Below are 16,636 nucleotides of genomic sequence, written 5' to 3'. Positions count from 1 at the left end.
GGCTGACCTATTCCGTAGATGCGTTTTCAGGCTCATTGTTTGGTGAGTGAATCACAGCAAAGACCCCGTCCAACGCACGGGAGAGACTCTTCTCCATTCTTTTCGCACGTTTTTTCGTCTTTGGCTCGCTGATCTCTTCCAACGAGGAGGCCGCTACATAAAGGCGCATCAGAAGCGCCGGGTCGCCGTCCTCGATGCTCTCGTTGACGAACTCATCCATGAAGCTGCCGTAACGCTGTATCGCAAGCTGCATCGCATAGACAATCGGTTCCACGATGCCCCGCGCAGGACATGGGACAGTCCCGAAACCGGGCAGATTGTGTTCATAATTTCCCACTTGGTCGGCGATCGTCGCAGCACCGAAATTTTTCAACGTAGAACGAAATCGTCCGATGCGATCCATGATGCCTGGACCAAGCGGCACCTCTTCTCCCTCTCGCACCATTCCCACAGGAGCGTAGGCAAGATGGGAAAGGATATTCCACGGATGAAGATTACTCGTCGTGCGCATCGGCCCGTCATCTTCGTCGATAGGAAACACAACCTCCGTCCCGTCCTCCTGCTCGATGCGGATGGAATTATCGACGTATCGCATCTTTGCAGGTTCCCCATGCGCCAACTGCATCAGAAAGTTGCCGGGACGCATCTCTTCATGTTTCGGCTCATCCTCCAACAACGCAAAAAACATGGAATTGAACAGCGATGGGTTGTGGGATACGAGATGTTGGAGCACAAGAGCGGCCACCCGGTCTCCAAGTGGGATTCCACTTGTAAACCGGAGTAGCGCCTTGGTCGCGGCTTTTTCGCCATCGGATTCGCTAATTGCCAGCACTGTCTTCTGAAGAATGGAGACCAGGGCGGCACTCAGAAATTCAGGCACGGTCGGAACGACCAACATTCGACCGGCCCCGTTCATGCGCTTGATGTATCCGTTCTGGAGCAATCGCTGAAAGACAGCCTCACCTAAAACCTTTTGGGCAGTTTGGGCCGTCATCGTGCCGACTCCGATGCTCATGATCGTCAGCTCGGAGCTCTTCGCGCGTTCTTCTTCATCTTCCAAGTACGCTTCGGCCAGAGCGATAAGGTCGGATCGTAGTTCGGTCGCATCAGCCGTGGTTTCCCAAAGCTCCACCAGGACATCAGACGGAACAATCGAGGGCAGCCTGCCGTGCAGGCCTTCAGGAATGTCGGTAACAGGTCCTTGCATCGCAATCAGTATCCGCAGTATGCGCGGCTCGCGCATGGGGCCTTCAAACCGTGACCCTGGAGGAAGTTCAATACGGAAGAGAGCCGACAAGTTTCGAGCTGCAACATCAATCTCACTATCATCGAGACCCCGTAACAGCAGCACCTTCGTGTCCCGCCCCAGCTTTGTGAGCGTGGTACGACCAGGTGTAAATCGGATCTTCTCAAGCGCAGGATCAGTCAGAGAAAACAGAATGCCTACGTTATCCCCAACATTCTTCAATAGGCCTGTGGCCTGCTTGATGAGGTCATTCGCGTCTTCGGGCACCAGCGAATCCAGGACGAGAATCAACCGAGGTCGGCCTTCGCGTTGGTCGCCGACCCCGATCCGTAACCAATCGTAGGCTTTCTCCGCTGAGACGGAAGCGCCAAAGGAGTCGGTCAACGCATGGGCGACCTCTTCGAGCAAGTTTGATGTCTGAAGGCAATCAATATATAAGACAGCGTTCCCAAACTCTTCTGCTCTCTCACAGAATTCGGCGATGACATTCGTCTTGCCGGAGATGGGCGGCGCAACCAATGCGAGCACACGCTCCCCCTGCTCGAAAGCATGTGCGAGCTGGACTGTCGCCTTCCGTGGAAAGCGGAAATCCTCCCAAAGCGGCAGCGTGAAGTCCGCAATCGAGCCTTCCATCTCTTTGAGAGACTCTTCGGTGCGCGACCGAATGGCCGCGCCCCATATTTCCGGATTGCCTTCAAGTAGATTTCGGATCGCCTGTTCGACAGTCAAGCTCGCTTGCTTGCTTGACGCACTCACCACAGCCGCAATACGGGCTTCATCGAGAGACGTACCTCCGATGGGAGAGCGATCAAAGCTCGAATAAATTTGGACATCCGATCCGTTCGTCAGCACGACGATGGGAATCATGGGCTCATGCAGACGGCAATAGCTGACGGCTTGCGACAGGTCTTCTTCTGTGAGTTCGACACCGGGAGCTTTCATTTCGAGCAGGACGGTAGGCTGACCGCCAATGCGAAGCACGATGTCGGCGCGTCCATTGGCGTAAGAGGCCGGGCCATCAATCGCGAGAACGCGGTGCCCGAGCTTGAGCGGTAAAACCGTTTGGGTCTCAATGCTGGAAGTCGCGATCGTAGGAAATGCGTTGGAAATACAAGCCGCGAGGTGGGTCTCAAAGGTGGACTCGTTCATTGTGCCGCTCCATATCTATTCTCTCAGGTGAGCGATGACAGTCAGGGACGGAAGCCAACTAAGGAACCTGATACCTCTAGATACTCGTTCGGAGGTGTTCGCGAATGAATCGGTCGCTATGGCAGTGTGCGTCTTGTGGCTGTCTACTCCTATTAGCCCAGGTCGCCGCAGTTCCGCAAACCCTTTGGAGTACCCCTGTGGCGACTTCTGCGACGCCTGCACCGACCATTACCCTTGGTACGACGGACGGGTGCAATCGAAAACTCTTCCGCATCACGTCGGTTCTGTTCTGCCCCAAGGCGCCCTTGAGTGGAGCCGAACCCCAGTTGGTGCAAGAGCAGAATTCAAATCTCAGGCCTTCTGGGAGGAGGGTTTGAATATCCATTGGTCAGGCGCAACCTGCACGAAATCCGGGGACTTCAGCAGTACACGCCGGAGATAAGCTCGGGAGTTGGAAGAGCGAGGTTTGTAGCCGTCCTGTCGAATTCTCAACTCGAATTGAAGCAAGGATATGGGACCTCGCGCCATGATGCTGACCGCACGGGCGTGCATGATAAGTGTCGTCTTTACGGGTGGGGGAAAGGCTGCCTCGATTGCGCGCAAATGGTTGGCGGCGTCTTGTGATGCCTGGGCAGCTTCCAAAGCGAGAGGCGTAAGGGTTTCCACCGCAAAGTTTCTCAATGTCGGAGCGATCATCCGCCAAGCGCTCACGAATTTCGCCCGAGACTTGGGATGTACGGCGAGGGCCAGAACGCAACAGACAATCGCAACCTGTGTCATTGGAGGCTGTCGCTTCAACCAACTAGCCACGCCTTTGAGCGTCCGAAACAAGACTGGAATCATTTCGAAACTGATCGTGAATGCCATGCCCGAGCCAAGGACTACACCGATTTTGACGGTCGAAGCGCGGGCATAATCACGCAGCGCTACATCAATCCGCTCCATGACAACGGGCTCGCCCATTTCTTTGAAATGGGGATCGCGAGTCAGTATGGCTCTGGCCCCGACCTGCTGTCTGACGATGCGATAGGGCTCATCATCGTGATCCACCAGTTGCCGAACCTCCACAGGAACAGTGTCCATCGGATAAAGCTGAAGGCTCATCCGCATTGCGACCCATAGCCTGCGGACCTCCTCCTTCGTCGTCCCGGTATCAGCTGCAATCTCTTCTTCGTGCTCGATTATTTCGCCCTCAATGTAGCTCGGGGCAAATGCTACGACAACACCGGAGACGATGGCTTCATGAATCGATGTAGTCGCAGACGCATTGGTACGCTTACCCAAAAGCCAACGTAGATGCTCCTGTGCTGCAGAGGCATCGAGCACGATTCTGAACTTGACGAAATCCCTCAAGAAAGGCGAGAAGGCAGAAATGCTCTGTGCCAGATTGAGCAATGTCGGGAGCTTATCAGAGCGGAAAACGTCTTTGAGGTAAATCTCCTCCTTCATCATCTTGTCCTCAACTATCAAGCCTCAGGTGTTCAGAGAAGATGGCCACACAGGTTCGCTGACCGACTTCCGACACGAAAAGACAAATCGACACAACATGCTGATCGGCTGTCAGAGCTTAAAATGGCTCACGCCGTATTACCCTCTCATTCATCTATCTGTTCGAGAGCCGCTGCCAGGAATGTCGATGCAAAACGGTAGTCGGTACGTCCCCGGACGAAATCTGTCAGGTTGATTTGACGACGTTTGAACCATCGGTTGGCGACAGAAAACACCGCAAGGATGTCGGGCTCAGCCGGGTGAAAGGGCATCAGCAGCCGTCGCCAGTGATAGGTTCTTGAACGAGCCGTAGACATTGCAACCTCATATGCATTCAGGAATGGCAATAGGTGGTATTCAGTCTCGCTGGCGTCTGCACCTTCTTCCATTGAGGTTGCCAAGCCAAGGTAGCTGGCAATGGGGATTCCCATCATGCCGAGAGGCGTGGTAGAGAATGCTTTCAATTCGCTTGCCACTGTCCGAAGGCGCCTTGTTCGCGCTTGCGGGTTGTCCACCGGCTGCTCTTCCAAATTCGTGACACTCTCGACCAGTAACGAATAGGCCATCTGACCCGATCCCTCAGACTGATATCTGCCTTCGCTCGCGATGAACTCGAATACGCTCCTGTCCGAAAACGCTGAGGCCAAATCGACGTTCCGCGCGAGCGTCCACATCATCGCAGAGTACGGACGATGCAAGGCCTCATAGCATTTAGCACTATTTCCAAACAGTTCAGCGGCAAGTCCGGCATCGTCGAGAAGAAGTGCGTGGGAGGCAGCTCTTCTAAAAGCAGTCGCGGCATAGGCGATCGGTTCCCAACTACGTCGCTCAAGATATTGTCCGATGTGCGACAAATACCCCGTACCAACCCCGCGATAGAACGCCAGGTCTCGTGCGACTAATTCAATGTCAATTCCCAGTTCTTTAGCGATCTCTTTCACGCTCGCCTCCGGTCACGCCAGCGCCGATCGCACGTTGCTGTAAATTGCAGGCTCGATAAAGCGAGGGTTGGCGAGTGTCCGAGCGGGTAGAGGAATATTTCCTTTTGCGATGGCACTTTGAATATCGATCAACTTCCATTCCTCGGCGCGCTGAATCTGTGCCATAGGAATTTGTATTTTCGCCGTGATCTCGCCTTCGGGTTGGTACGGAGAGAAATCGGTGTAAACGTGGAGCTCCCGAAGCTCTTCTGCGAAGGCCTGATGCCCAACGGCCTTTCTGCCCAAAATCCAAGCACTACAATAGAAAATCCAGCCATCTGCCTGCCAGAAATCTGTAGCGAAATACAGCGCTTGCCACCAAGCTGGCTGCAGGTGATTCACGTTGTTGAAGGCATCCTGTACCACGCTGCCGGCAGTAGTTGAGATGAATGGCGTGTGCTCTTTGAATTCCTCATTACCTTCGAGAGGGTCTGGGTCTTCATACCGATTCTGGTGCCATTGAAGATTTCGGTCAGTCAGTCGAACGGGAATCTCAGCCGCCGAAATTTGACCGACGTTCCGCCACCAGTTGCAGAGGATACCCGTTGCGAAGATACGGTTAACGTCGATCTCGCTAATACCACTGATGCCCTTCAGAACCTCTTGAATGATCATTTTGGCTTGTCCAAGACGAAAGTAAGCGTAGATGCGCCGATATCCGAGAATACACCGGCTCTATCGCCACCGGGGAGCAGACAAGTGTGGCCGAAGGAAACCGATGTGGGGCGAGCGTTATCGCCTTCGATTAGCAGCAGCCAGTCTTAGGTGGGCAACTCAAAATTGGCCGCTTTCTCTACCCGACGGAGAAAGACCGAGGGCCGGATATCCAAAGCAGTGCAGATATCGAATATGGAACGTAGAGATGGGTTGGTCTTGCCGCGTTCTATGAGACTAATGAACGCTCTCTCGTATCCGGCCTTCGCCGCCAGAGCGTCTTGGCTCATTTTTTGCTCTGTTCGTCGCTTGCGTAACAATTCACCAAAGACAACGGAAGGATCGCTCTTCGGATTGTTTGTCTTGGATGTCGCCACACCTCACTGTGGCACCGCAAGTATATTACGCGCTGCGTATAATAGTTGCGGAGGCCGATCAGCGTATAACGTAGCCTCCGATCAACCGCCCCAGACGCAGTGCCAGAGAACGGCAAATGACTATGGGGATAGCCGATTAAGAGCGATAATTCTCACCGAAAGCCGTTCCAGTTTGGGCAGTCTTGCATTAACGTAATTTCCATCACACCGGGAGGACATCCCCATGATTGAATGCAGCGACCTTGCCGGAAAAGTCGTCCGGTCTATCACACTCTTTGAAGACGGCAGATACGGTCCGGAGATCATCATTGATTTCGAGGACGGTTCCAGCTTCAATGCCTGTCTCGGCGTCAAAATGACACTCGAAGCCAAGTGGACGCGCGACGAAGGCGGACAGCCACAGGTTTTGAAGGACTACACCACGCCCGCAATCCCTAGCTAATTCTTCTTCTACATTTCCAAAAACTCTTTCTTAGCACTAGGAAGGGAGGGAGTTTCCTCCCTTGCCTCTGGCCGCCCTGCGTCCTGAGTCACCCACCTCAGCGGGACGTTCCCTCCCGCAACGCCCTCCCAATAGATCTCCGTGCTACGCACGCTGAATAAGGAAAACAGGCCTCTCTAGGGGGCGCTGCCCCCCGCGCTCTGCAAGGCCATTCGCCCTCCGGGTTTTGGCTCCCCCACGCTGCGCGCGGTCCCCCCAAAAAGCTCCGCTCGAAGACCTTTCCGTTTGCTACCCCCGCGTTCGCCACTTGGGCGTCCGGCATGTCCCATGCCGCCGCTTTGCGAGCGGACAAGCAAAAGCAACAGCAACCGCGAGGGGAGTAATAACCATGAGGAAAGCAAACACCAGCAACAGGCCGAGTATCTATCAGACCGTTACCGACCGCATCATTTCCAGCCTCAAAGCCGGGGTGATTCCGTGGGAGAAGCCGTGGAACACACCGCGATTTACGGGCGGCCCCTTCCCGCGCAACTTCTATACGGGCAAACCGTACCGGGGTATCAACATCCTCTTGCTTTGGTCGAGCGACTTCAGCTCTCCATTCTGGCTCACCTTCAAACAGGCGCAGGAGCTAAAGGGCAATGTCCGCAAAGGCGAACGCGGAACGCCCATCGTCTTTTTCAAGCAGCTTCCCCACGCCGGGAAGGACGACACAAAGACGGACGAAGACGAGCGCACCCCCTTCGTTCTCTGCCATTACACCGTCTTCAACGTCGAGCAGTGCGACGGTCTCACCGTGCCGGAGATCGTGCAGCCCACCAACGCGCCAGAGATCGACGAGGACGAAACCTGCGAAGCCATCGTGACCGGATGGGAGAGCCGACCCGCACTCCATCTGACGAGCCCCACCGAATACCGCGCCTACTATCGACCGCGCACCGACTCCGTACACATGCCCGCACGTTCCCGCTTTGTGGATGCAGCCCACTACTACAGCACCCTCTTTCATGAGTTAGTCCACAGCACAGGCCACGAAAGCCGCTTGAACCGCACCTTTGGCGACCACTTCGGGGATGAGCTTTACAGCAAAGAAGAGTTAGTCGCCGAGATGGGCGCGGCCTTCATGTGCGCTATCGCTGGCATTGCCAACGAACACACCGACCGCAACACCACTGCCTACATCCAGAACTGGATTTCCAAGCTGGAAGAGGATAACCGCCTCATCGTCCATGCTGCTGCGAACGCACAACGAGCCGCCGATTGCATCCTCGGGCAAACCTTCGAGGAAAAGACCGATACCATCGACCGCGCCAACGACGAAGAAGTCGCGGAGGTTGCGGCATGAAAATCATTCTCGACATTCTGCAAAAGGCCGGAGGTTGGCACCACGGCCTACATCTTCACATCGAAAACCCGCCTTATATGGCGTTGGTCATCGAGGCCACCGACGAGTCCGGCCCATGCGGGCTTCCCGCCCTCTCTGTCTGTCATTACGGAGAACAGAACGGCGATGCCGTGCGCGACCCCGAAATGTGCTTCGAGCTTGGCTTTGCCGGGGGCGCACACCTGAACCCGTTCTATTGGCGCAACGATTACGCGGGCATTGAGCAGTGGAGCCGCTTCATCCGCGATGCCCATTACTGCTATCACCCGCAGCTACACGCCGAGCATGAACGCTTCGCCAAGCTGTGGGACAAGAACCTGCGACAGCAGGGCTTCGCCGATGCCTTCGAGCGGCAGCGAAAGCAACACGCCTAACCCAAGTTTCCCGCCTACGAAGCGGTGACAGGGCAGCGTGTCCGCTTCACAACCCCAACCACCAACCACAGCCCAAGGAGCGCATCATGCAGAACAGCAGCGAATTCCAATACATCGCCATCGACCAGCTTTTTGAATCCAAAACCAACCCACGCAAGACGTTCGACCAGAAGAAGCTGGAAGAGCTGGCCGAGTCCATCCGGTCAGGCGGACTCATCCAGCCCATCGTCGTGCGTCCCAAAGACAACGCCTTCGAGATCGTTGCTGGTGCAAGGCGCTTCCGAGCGGGACAGCTTGCCGAAGAGTTCTCACTCCCCGCCCGCATCAAGGAACTCACGGATGCCCAGGCGCTTGAGTGGCAGCTTATTGAATTATCTATAGTGGTCAAGCGTTTTCTTTCTGTTTTTGCGGGTCTGCACGTCGTGGATATGTCCACGACGTGCGGATTTGTCAGTTGAGGAAGGCATCGCAAGCTGTCCATAGGCACGTTCGAGTTGTTCCTTTAGCTCGTCGTTGCTGGCCTCCAGTTGCTTGATGCGAAGCCGCAACGTGGCGATGACGCGATCCAGCGAGATGATCCGTCGATGGGTCGCATCGTTCTGTGCAGGCGTCTTCGAGGCAGTGCGCAGCTTCATGATTCGTTCGCGTAGAGGTTTGGTGTTGTAGAGCCAGGCGGTCGAGACACCGGCACTGGCCGCGACCGTGCGGAAGTTGATCGGGATCTCTTCTGCCTGCATTTGACGGATGGTGCTTTGTGCTTTCTTGAGAGCGGCGGAGGTTCTGAGCTTCGCGCTTTGCTTCAGCCCTTCTGTATTTCTAAGCATGTGTCTCCTCCAGAGCGGTGATGATGTTCACCAGATTCGTTCGTTTGCGCGCGTTCATCTCGCTTTGCCGCGTCCAGCCGTTGGCATCGGCTTTAGCGATGACCCGTTCGGTTTCACGCAGCTCGGCGCGATGGACGTCGAGGAAGGTGATGTCCGTGCGGAAGTGGGCGCAGTTCAGACAGGCGTTCGGATGAGGGCAAGGGCCGGCCACCGTGGGGATCGCACAGTAGCCGTTGGTGAGAGCTTGCGCCAGCACGTTGCGGGTGAACCACTGCAACTCAGCCGTGTCGTTGGCGCTCTCTTCCACGACCTTATGGCCACTGACGTCGACCAGCGTGCCTGCAAGATATTCCGAGAGTTTCTCCCGCATGGTGCTGTCGTGGATGTGAGCGTAGCGGTTGGTCATCTCAGGGCCTTTGTGCCCGAGGTAGCGCTGGATGATGTGGTGAGGCACGCCGAGATTGATCATCCGCGTGCCTACCGTGTGACGGAACTGGTGTGACTGGAAGCGGAAGAGGTTCCCATTCGCATCGATGATGCGATGGTTGTATGCGAACTGATTGATGGCCTGGGCGAAGCTGGCCTGTCGGATCGGACGACCTCGTTCGCTCGGGAACAGAAGGTCGAAGCCTTGCTGACGTTCTCGAACATACGCTTGCTGCTCCTGCACGACGCGCGCTATCTCCTGCGATACGGGGATTGCGTTCTCTCGTCTGACCTTGCCTTGCAAGTAGCGGAGATAGTAGACGCCACGCGCGTCCTGCGAGAGACAGTCCAGTGAGAGCAGCAGTAATTCGCTGATGCGCATACCGCACTCCTGCAGGATGAGCACCTTTCGCATCCACGATGGCCTCAGACCATGAAGGTGCTGATTCAGTTGGTCAAGCACCGTCGAAGGGATATAACGTGGCTGATGCTTCATTGGCTGCGGAACCTCTTCGTCGTGGATCAGCCGCTCAGGACCAACCGGCAACCACCGCTCGCGATGAGCCATTTCCAAGAACGTCCGCAGGTTGATGACGTGGTTCTTTCTCGCGCCGGTACACACCCGACTCGGAAGGTAGCTCAGATACCGCAACAGCCGTGGACGAGTGATCGAACGCGCCGTGGCGTGAGGCTTGTCGGCAGCGAGGAACTCCGAAAAGCAGACCAGAGATTGCAGCCGTGTCCTACACGTTCCCTCCGCATAGATCGTGAGACTGTAGGCAAGATGCGACTTTGCCGCCGCTCGAAGCCAAGGCTGTCTGATGTTCAGGAAGTTCAGCGGTCCCGTCGATATCGTCGGGTTGTTCAGCATCGACACGCGTTGCAGATTCCAGATGTCCTTTTCCTGCTCAGGTCGGTCATCATACGCGTCCCTCAGAACAAGGTATGCCTGCCGCAGAGTGCTCACATACGCGCTGTCGCGCGGCGTCACGCGCGGCTGTTGACTCTTATCCATTCGACGGGTTGTGCCCGTGCGATACATCCCGCAGCGTCGAAGATAGGCCGTGTACGAACGCCTCCACCATTCCAGGTCGCGCTCCATCAGCGACACAGGAAGATGCTTCAGGCCATTGAGCCACTTAACCAACAGATGGACCTTCGTCAGCTCTTGCGTGCTGGTCCACTGGCCTTCGGCGAACTTCTTCGAGAACGCATATTTGAGCTCTCCATTGATCGTTTGCGACTTGCATCCGAAGCGGAGACGGCGTTGGTTTGCTTTTACCGATAGGCCCTGCACCGGGCAGCTTTGCATGTCCCAGACATCTTCCGCCCAGAAGCTGCCTAGCTGGGTAAGAAGCCGGTGTTGCTTGGCGCGATTCCACTCCGCACTCCGTCGGCTCATCGTTCACGCTCCCGCAGGTAGCGGCTGTACGCTGCTCCCATGTCTTCACCGGACAGATGTGCGTAGATGCTCGTCGTGGTTTGGATATGGGCGTGCCCCAGCCGCTTCTGCACATAGGCCGCATCCCAGCCAGATCGCAGCAGCTCGGTTGCATGAGTGTGCCGGAACATATGTGGTGTCACACGCACCCCCGTTCGTCTTCCGAGCGCACGGAACAGGTCGATGACGGTGGCATAGTTCATCGGAGCCCCGATGCGGCCGCCCCACCAGTTCACGAACACATAGTCGTGCGTGGTTTCTCGGCACTCGTGTACAAGGTAGTCTGCATATAGCGTCATCGCCTCTTTGGAGACGTGAACAACATAGGCGGTGCGCGACTTTGCGCGCGCCCCGTTCAGATTGGTGCGCGGGACGATTTCGATCTCGCCATCGAACGAACGGATGTCCGCGTGTCGCAAGCCAAGTACCTGGCCGATGCGCATGCCGCCTTCATAGAGCAGGCACAACAGCAAGCGATCCCGAAGATGGACGCAGGCATCCAGCAACCGCTGAACATCGGCGGCGCTAACGACTTTAGGCAACCGCTTCGTTGTTTTCACACGCATCACAGCATGTCGCAGAGATTGTGCCCGGTTGATGTGGTGAAGGAACGGCTTGTAAGAACTCTTCGCTCCGAAGCGGCGTGAACGGCTGATCTCCGTCTCTACACCTAGCCGGTCTTGATACTCATAGAACGATCCCACTGCTGCCAGCACGACGTTGATGGTCGAGTCGGAACGCGGCTGTTGGGCCTTCGTCGAGTGCAGACGTAACCAGCCCACGAACGTAGCCAGGTCGGTAAGAACCAGCTTCCTCCAGTCGCGGCGCGTGTCCATCAAGAACGCGTGGAAGAGCTGAAGGTGATGAGCATAGGCCCTGACCGTATTCGGTGATCGCCCGAGCTGGTGAAGGTACAGCAGGTATTCATTGACTTCCGCAACGGGCCTCCCACTCGCATCCAGGACGATCCAACTGCGTTCATGGCTATCCACCATGATGATTCGTTGCACTTTAACCACATCTACCCCCAGAGGTTGGGCGCCAGCCCGCATTGGCGCAGTTCGCTACGCTCACTGCGCCAACGCGGGCTACCTTCCTCCGGCAAGCAGAGAACTTCACTTACAAATGCACGTCATAGACGTTCTACAGTTAACGATTCCACGACGTACTGAAATGTCACGTCGTAGACGTCATGGACTGCTTCTGAAGGACTAAAGATAAGTCGAGAACTCGCAGCGTGAAGACGTACACCCCTACGAAGAGGCACAAGGCTTTCAGAGCTTGCTTGACCTTCCGAGCTACGACGTTGCCGCGTTGGTCGAGAAATCCGGCAAGAGTGCCAGCCACATCTATGCGAGGCTGAGTCTGTTGCAGCTTATCCCCGCAGTAGCAGAGGCATTCCAGCAAGAGCGCATCACCGCCAGCCATGCAGCGTTGATTGCGCGTCTACCGCAAGAGCATCAGGCCGACGCGTTCGACAACTGCTGGCGCAAGGACTGGCAGGACAAGGAAGCTCACCTGCTTCCGGCCAGGCACCTCAGCGCGTGGATTCAGACCAACCTTTATTTGAACCTTGCCGACGCTCCCTTCGACCGCGAAGACCCAACCCTGAACTCAACTGCCGGAGCCTGCGTCACCTGCCCACGGCGCAGCGGTTTCAATACCAGTCTGTTTGCCGACGTGCAGGGTGACCAGTGTAAGTTATGTGGAATCTGAGCAACCGCAAGTATTTTCTGCCGGATCGTTGCCGCCGCGCATCCTGACACCCTTCGCACCGCCGTATCTGTTCTTATTTGATCTCCAGAAGGAGGTCTACTTGCCATTTGAGTTCGTTGTCCATCCTATCCGTTGGGACCGTTGCCCGCTGGTTGCGGCGGACCCTCATGCCAGCTCGTGGCTCACGTTGCAGTCGCATCGAGGCCTGGCTCTCAACACACTGGACGCCTACTCACGGGCTTTGGAGCGGTATCTAGCTTTTCTGAAGGTACGTTGCGTCGCATCCATCTCTGCAACCCGTGGCGATTTGGGTCTTTATCTCGCTGCGTTGCACGGTGGCGAGAGCAAGTTGTCCAACGCTACGGTTCAGCAGTTATTAACAGTAGTTCGCCTGTTCCATGCCTATCTGATGGAGGAAGGAGTACGTCCGAACAACCCCGCGGCGCAGACGGGCAGTGGACGTGGCATGGTTGCTCGGCATCATAAGCTTCCCTGGATACCGAACGAAGAGGACTGGCATTCGATTCTTGCTTCAGCACGTCAGGAGTCGATTCGTAACAGGACCATGTTGGCGTTTGCCTATGATGCAGGGCTGCGTCGCGAAGAACTCTGCAGCCTTGAGAGCAGCGACATTGACCCGGCTCGGCGCATGCTCAGGATTCGCGCGGAGAGCACCAAGGGACATCGCGAGCGCGTTCTTCCGTACTCCGCTTCAAGTGGCGAGCTGCTTTTGCGGTATCTCGAACACCGCCGAGCGTTGGGCAAGAAGCGTGGTCCGCTCTTTCTGTCTGAGTCTCGCCGTAACTACGCCAGGCCGATTTCGATATGGAGCTGGTCGAAGATCGTCCTGCAGCTTGCACGCAGGGCTGGCATTGAGCGATTCTCGACGCACACTCTTCGCCACCTCTGTTTGACCGACCTTGCCCGCGCCGGTTGGGACATTCATGAGATCGCCAGTTTCGCCGGCCATCGCAGCGTGCAGACCACATTGCTCTATATCCATCTCAGTGGCCGCGACCTATCTCTGAAGCTCGCGGCAAGCATGGCGCAGATCCATGCCCGTCGCGCACAGATGCTGTCGGAGGTGGGCCAGTGAAGCAGAAGAGAGTACGAAGAGATGGCAAGCCATGGCATAACAACATCGGCCTATGGTACGAGACATTGACGACTGCAGAACGGAAGCAACTCGTCCAGAAGTGCGCGCGAGCGCAGTGGGGACCGGAAAAGGAGAAGCCGAAGAAGGCCGACGACGGCCCGTGGGTTTGGCCGCTTGATCTGGACCGATACGATCGCTCCAGCACGCTAACCGCCGACGAAGAGGACGTGCTGACTCGCTACGCAGAAGCCTATCGCTTCTATCGGTATGGGCGAACGATGGATTTCGGACCGTCGCTCAAGAGACTGGTGCAGCCATTGAACGATGCTCTGGACTACACCGGCATCATCCCCAACCAGCGTAAGTACGTATTGCTGTTTTTTCTTCGAGAGATGGCGGAGCGCAAGCTGTCCTTTTGGGGATGGAGCTCCGAGGAATGGATCGACTCCATAGACCGACGGCAAGCGGGACGTCAGCACATCCTGGCGATTGCCTACCTGATCTGTGGATTCTCCGACCTGCACCGCCTCAAGAGCGACCACCTCGTCTATTCGTGTCTCGCCCGCAAGGTGTTTGGCCGCGAGTACATGAAGACCGTGGCGGAACGTGTGCAGGCGTTGCTCCTGGAGTGGGGATATGCGAAGGCTGGCACACGCAACAACGTCATGCGAACTGCTTTTGAGGCTTTGCTGTTCATCCGCTCGCCCCACCTCGGCCAACTGACGGTCGAACATCTTGAGGCTACCATTGCGCGTCGACCGCGCCGGATCGGAAGCTGGTGTATTGTTGCCTTTTCGCGCGTGTTGGCCAGCATGGGTACGATACCCGAGGCGATGGAGATTAAGCGCCCGGTCTTGGACAAGAAGTCTTCCCCCGCACTTACCACTGGTGTGCCCGCGGAGTGGGTCCGGCTTTGTCGCATCTGGTTTGACCGCTCCGTGGATGCGAAGCGTTCCAGAACAAAGAGCTATTACTTTCTGCTCAACGTCGGGCGGTGGCTCGGTCAGACGCATCCAACAGTCCTGTCACCCGCCGACTGGACCCGCGATCTTGCCGCCGAGTTCATCTCCGTTGTCTGCCAGTGGCATGGCGGCGATTGGTGCAGCGTCGATCCGGTGCATGTCAAGAGCCGCGGTAAGATGCTGGCGCCAGGCACCCGGGCGGATCGCATCTGCTCGCTTCGCATTCTCTTTCGCGATCTACAGGAGTGGGAACTTATTCCGCGTAGGTTCGATCCCATGCGGCATCTGACCGCCCCGAAGAGTCTGACCGCACTGATCGGCCCCAACCCCCGCGTGATCGCCGACGATGTCTGGGCCAAGCTCGTATGGGCCGGTCTAAATCTCGTAGCAGAAGATCTTCCGTATAAAGGTCCCTCGCGGCGTAGTCGGCCGCGTCCGACCAGCTATCCAATTCAGATGTGCGGAGCGCTCGCAGTCATCTGGCTCTTCGCTGGCCTTCGCAACAACGAGATCCTCCGTCTGCGGGTAGGCTGCATACGCTGGCAGCGGGACGATGCCACGGTGCCAGGCACAGGCGAACTCCTTCCCGCCGATGCCGTCTGTTTGCTTGATGTCCCGGTCAACAAAACCGGAAAGTCGTTCACCAAGCCGGTTGACCACCTTGTTGGTGAGGCCATTTCCGCATGGGAGAAGGTGCGTCCCCAAGGCACAAAACTACCGGATTGGAAGACTGGCGAGGTCGTCGCCTTCCTCTTCTTGATTCGGAACACGGCCATAGGCAAGACATACATAAACAGGACCCTCATCCCGCTGCTCTGCAAAAAGGCTGGCGTTCCGCTCGCCGACGTTCGCGGCAACATCACCACGCATCGTGCGCGCTCGACCATCGCTTCACAACTCTTCAACGCGAAAGAGCCCATGACGCTCTTCGAGTTGCAGGAATGGCTTGGCCATGCCAGCCCATCCGCAACCCAGCACTATGCTAAGATCACTCCGCTCAAGTTGGCCAAGTCGTATGCCGACGCCGGCTACTTTGCCCGCAACCTTCGCGCCATCGAAGTCCTGATCGACCAGGACGCGGTTCGCGCTGGCGTGACCTTAAGTGAGCCGTGGAAGTTCTATGATCTCGGACACGGCTACTGCACCTACGATTTCTTTGAACAGTGTCCACATCGCATGGCCTGTGCGAAGTGCGATTTCTACATGCCGAAGGACTCTACCGCCGCTTTGTTGCTGGAAGGCAAAGAACACTTGCTGCGTTTGCTGCAGGAAATCCCGCTCGGTGAGGCAGAACAGGCCGCCGTCGAGGACGGCATTTCCGCCTACGAAAAGCTGCTGCTCAAACTAGCGGATGTACCAACACCTGCTGGCCCGACACGGCGGATCTCTACGGGCCTCGTGCAAATTACAACCGTAAGGCCGACGTTAAATGTCGCGGTCCTACAAGATTGAGAACGTCTCGATAGTAAAGATCTGAAGTAGTATGACGACTCTCCGTGGGACGATTCGGGAAGGGTAGGCGTATCACGTCGAAGAACTGGTCATGGAAATCCACCCTGCATACTCAGAATACGCAAATTACCCTTCATTGAGCTGGCCTCATCAAGATGAGAAGCAGGCTTCCGAGTAAAGTTACGGCGCGTATTGACACCCCTATACAACTAGGCGTATCGTTCATCAGATTGAGCGGTGCAGGTGTATCGAATGGCTAAGAACGATCTGCAGGGCACGATGGATCTACTGGTATTGAAGACTCTTGCGCAGATGAGAGAACTGCATGGGTATGGGATTGTGTTGCATATTCAGCGGGCTTCTGCGGAGCTGCTGCAGGTTGAAGAGGGTTCTCTTTACCCGGCGCTGCATCGAATGGAGCAGAGTGGGTGGATCAGCTCCGAGTGGGCAATGACGGAGACGAATCGCAAGGCGAAGTTCTACAAGCTTACGGCTCAGGGGCGTAAGCAGTTGCTTGCGGCGGAGGAGAGCTTTGAGTACCTAGTGAAGGGAATTCGCGCGATTCAGTCTTATGCATGAGTCGTTTGTGCGTTTTTATTTAAGAGCATGTTGGTTTGAGGTGCTG

Annotated in this window: 16 protein-coding genes and 1 pseudogene; 9 read left to right on the top strand and 8 right to left on the bottom strand. The window is 56.4% G+C overall.

All coding sequences use genetic code 11. The annotated features are described in order from the left end of the window. Window positions 1–7: 7 nt before the first annotated feature. Entirely contained in the window at window positions 8–2,188 is a 2,181-nt protein-coding gene (locus tag AC5S27_RS03260) for a hypothetical protein (protein ID WP_493937263.1), read from the bottom strand. On the opposite strand from AC5S27_RS03260, the gene AC5S27_RS03255 reads away from it, so the two are divergent. Continuing rightward, window positions 2,120–2,302, top strand: a complete 183-nt coding sequence (locus AC5S27_RS03255; RefSeq protein ID WP_493937359.1) for a hypothetical protein — start codon at window positions 2,120–2,122, stop codon at window positions 2,300–2,302. The genes AC5S27_RS03260 and AC5S27_RS03255 overlap by 69 nt on opposite strands. A 444-nt stretch (window positions 2,303–2,746) precedes the next feature. Here AC5S27_RS03255 and AC5S27_RS03250 read toward each other — a convergent pair whose 3' ends face one another. The 4 genes from AC5S27_RS03250 to AC5S27_RS03235 form a co-directional block, all read right to left on the bottom strand. Then, on the bottom strand, window positions 2,747–3,847 hold the full coding sequence (locus AC5S27_RS03250) for a hypothetical protein (protein WP_493933144.1): 1,101 nt from the start codon (window positions 3,845–3,847) through the stop codon (window positions 2,747–2,749). 143 nt (window positions 3,848–3,990) lie between these two features. Further along, window positions 3,991–4,824, bottom strand: coding sequence for a hypothetical protein (locus AC5S27_RS03245; protein WP_493933143.1), 834 nt, complete (start codon window positions 4,822–4,824; stop codon window positions 3,991–3,993). A gap of 12 nt (window positions 4,825–4,836) precedes the next feature. Then, window positions 4,837–5,478 (bottom strand): hypothetical protein, encoded by a 642-nt coding sequence (locus AC5S27_RS03240; protein WP_493933142.1) that lies wholly within the window; start codon window positions 5,476–5,478, stop codon window positions 4,837–4,839. 146 nt (window positions 5,479–5,624) lie between these two features. Continuing rightward, window positions 5,625–5,894 carry a helix-turn-helix domain-containing protein gene (locus AC5S27_RS03235; protein ID WP_493933141.1) on the bottom strand — a complete coding sequence of 90 codons (270 nt, stop codon included), beginning with the start codon at window positions 5,892–5,894 and terminating at the stop codon, window positions 5,625–5,627. 223 nt (window positions 5,895–6,117) lie between these two features. Here AC5S27_RS03235 and AC5S27_RS03230 point away from each other — a divergent pair, with 223 nt between their 5' ends. The 4 genes from AC5S27_RS03230 to AC5S27_RS03215 all read left to right on the top strand — a co-directional run bounded on the left by AC5S27_RS03230 (window position 6,118) and on the right by AC5S27_RS03215 (window position 8,552). Further along, entirely contained in the window at window positions 6,118–6,336 is a 219-nt protein-coding gene (locus AC5S27_RS03230; RefSeq protein WP_493933140.1) for a hypothetical protein, read from the top strand. Between the two features lie 388 nt (window positions 6,337–6,724). Next, complete coding sequence (locus AC5S27_RS03225) at window positions 6,725–7,681, top strand: ArdC family protein (protein WP_493933139.1); 957 nt, start codon at window positions 6,725–6,727, stop codon at window positions 7,679–7,681. Beyond that, window positions 7,678–8,094, top strand: a complete 417-nt coding sequence (locus tag AC5S27_RS03220) for a DUF6908 domain-containing protein (RefSeq protein ID WP_493933138.1) — start codon at window positions 7,678–7,680, stop codon at window positions 8,092–8,094. Before AC5S27_RS03225 ends, AC5S27_RS03220 begins: the two co-directional genes overlap by 4 nt. Before the next feature lie 86 nt (window positions 8,095–8,180). Beyond that, window positions 8,181–8,552 carry a ParB/RepB/Spo0J family partition protein gene (locus AC5S27_RS03215; protein ID WP_493933137.1) on the top strand — a complete coding sequence of 124 codons (372 nt, stop codon included), beginning with the start codon at window positions 8,181–8,183 and terminating at the stop codon, window positions 8,550–8,552. On the opposite strand, the gene AC5S27_RS03210 is transcribed toward AC5S27_RS03215, so the two are convergent. The 3 genes from AC5S27_RS03210 to AC5S27_RS03200 are packed head-to-tail and all read right to left on the bottom strand — an operon-like array spanning window position 8,466 to window position 11,804. Next, window positions 8,466–8,918 carry a DUF6262 family protein gene (locus tag AC5S27_RS03210; RefSeq protein WP_493933136.1) on the bottom strand — a complete coding sequence of 151 codons (453 nt, stop codon included), beginning with the start codon at window positions 8,916–8,918 and terminating at the stop codon, window positions 8,466–8,468. The genes AC5S27_RS03215 and AC5S27_RS03210 overlap by 87 nt on opposite strands. Then, window positions 8,911–10,746 (bottom strand): tyrosine-type recombinase/integrase, encoded by a 1,836-nt coding sequence (locus AC5S27_RS03205; RefSeq protein ID WP_493933135.1) that lies wholly within the window; start codon window positions 10,744–10,746, stop codon window positions 8,911–8,913. Before AC5S27_RS03205 ends, AC5S27_RS03210 begins: the two co-directional genes overlap by 8 nt. Continuing rightward, the gene (locus tag AC5S27_RS03200) at window positions 10,743–11,804 is read right to left on the bottom strand and encodes a tyrosine-type recombinase/integrase (protein WP_493933134.1); all 1,062 of its coding nucleotides are present in this window, start codon (window positions 11,802–11,804) and stop codon (window positions 10,743–10,745) included. Before AC5S27_RS03200 ends, AC5S27_RS03205 begins: the two co-directional genes overlap by 4 nt. A 232-nt stretch (window positions 11,805–12,036) precedes the next feature. Here AC5S27_RS03200 and AC5S27_RS03195 point away from each other — a divergent pair. From AC5S27_RS03195 to AC5S27_RS03180, 4 genes and pseudogenes are all read left to right on the top strand, one after another. Further along, window positions 12,037–12,501 (top strand): annotated as a pseudogene (locus AC5S27_RS03195) (ParB/RepB/Spo0J family partition protein); the annotation flags it as partial. Between the two features lie 100 nt (window positions 12,502–12,601). Continuing rightward, the gene (locus tag AC5S27_RS03190; RefSeq protein WP_493933133.1) at window positions 12,602–13,597 is read left to right on the top strand and encodes a tyrosine-type recombinase/integrase; all 996 of its coding nucleotides are present in this window, start codon (window positions 12,602–12,604) and stop codon (window positions 13,595–13,597) included. After that, window positions 13,594–16,011: a tyrosine-type recombinase/integrase gene (locus AC5S27_RS03185; protein WP_493933132.1), complete on the top strand. Its 2,418-nt coding sequence runs from the start codon at window positions 13,594–13,596 to the stop codon at window positions 16,009–16,011. The genes AC5S27_RS03190 and AC5S27_RS03185 overlap by 4 nt, the downstream gene beginning before the upstream one ends. A gap of 252 nt (window positions 16,012–16,263) precedes the next feature. Next, a complete protein-coding gene (locus AC5S27_RS03180; protein WP_493933131.1) occupies window positions 16,264–16,590 on the top strand; it encodes a PadR family transcriptional regulator in 327 nt (108 codons plus the stop codon). Window positions 16,591–16,636 lie beyond the last annotated feature (46 nt).

This window comes from Acidicapsa borealis (genome assembly GCF_059115245.1).
Note: the sequence above shows the minus strand (reverse complement) of the source record. Positions and strands in the feature narration are given on the sequence as shown.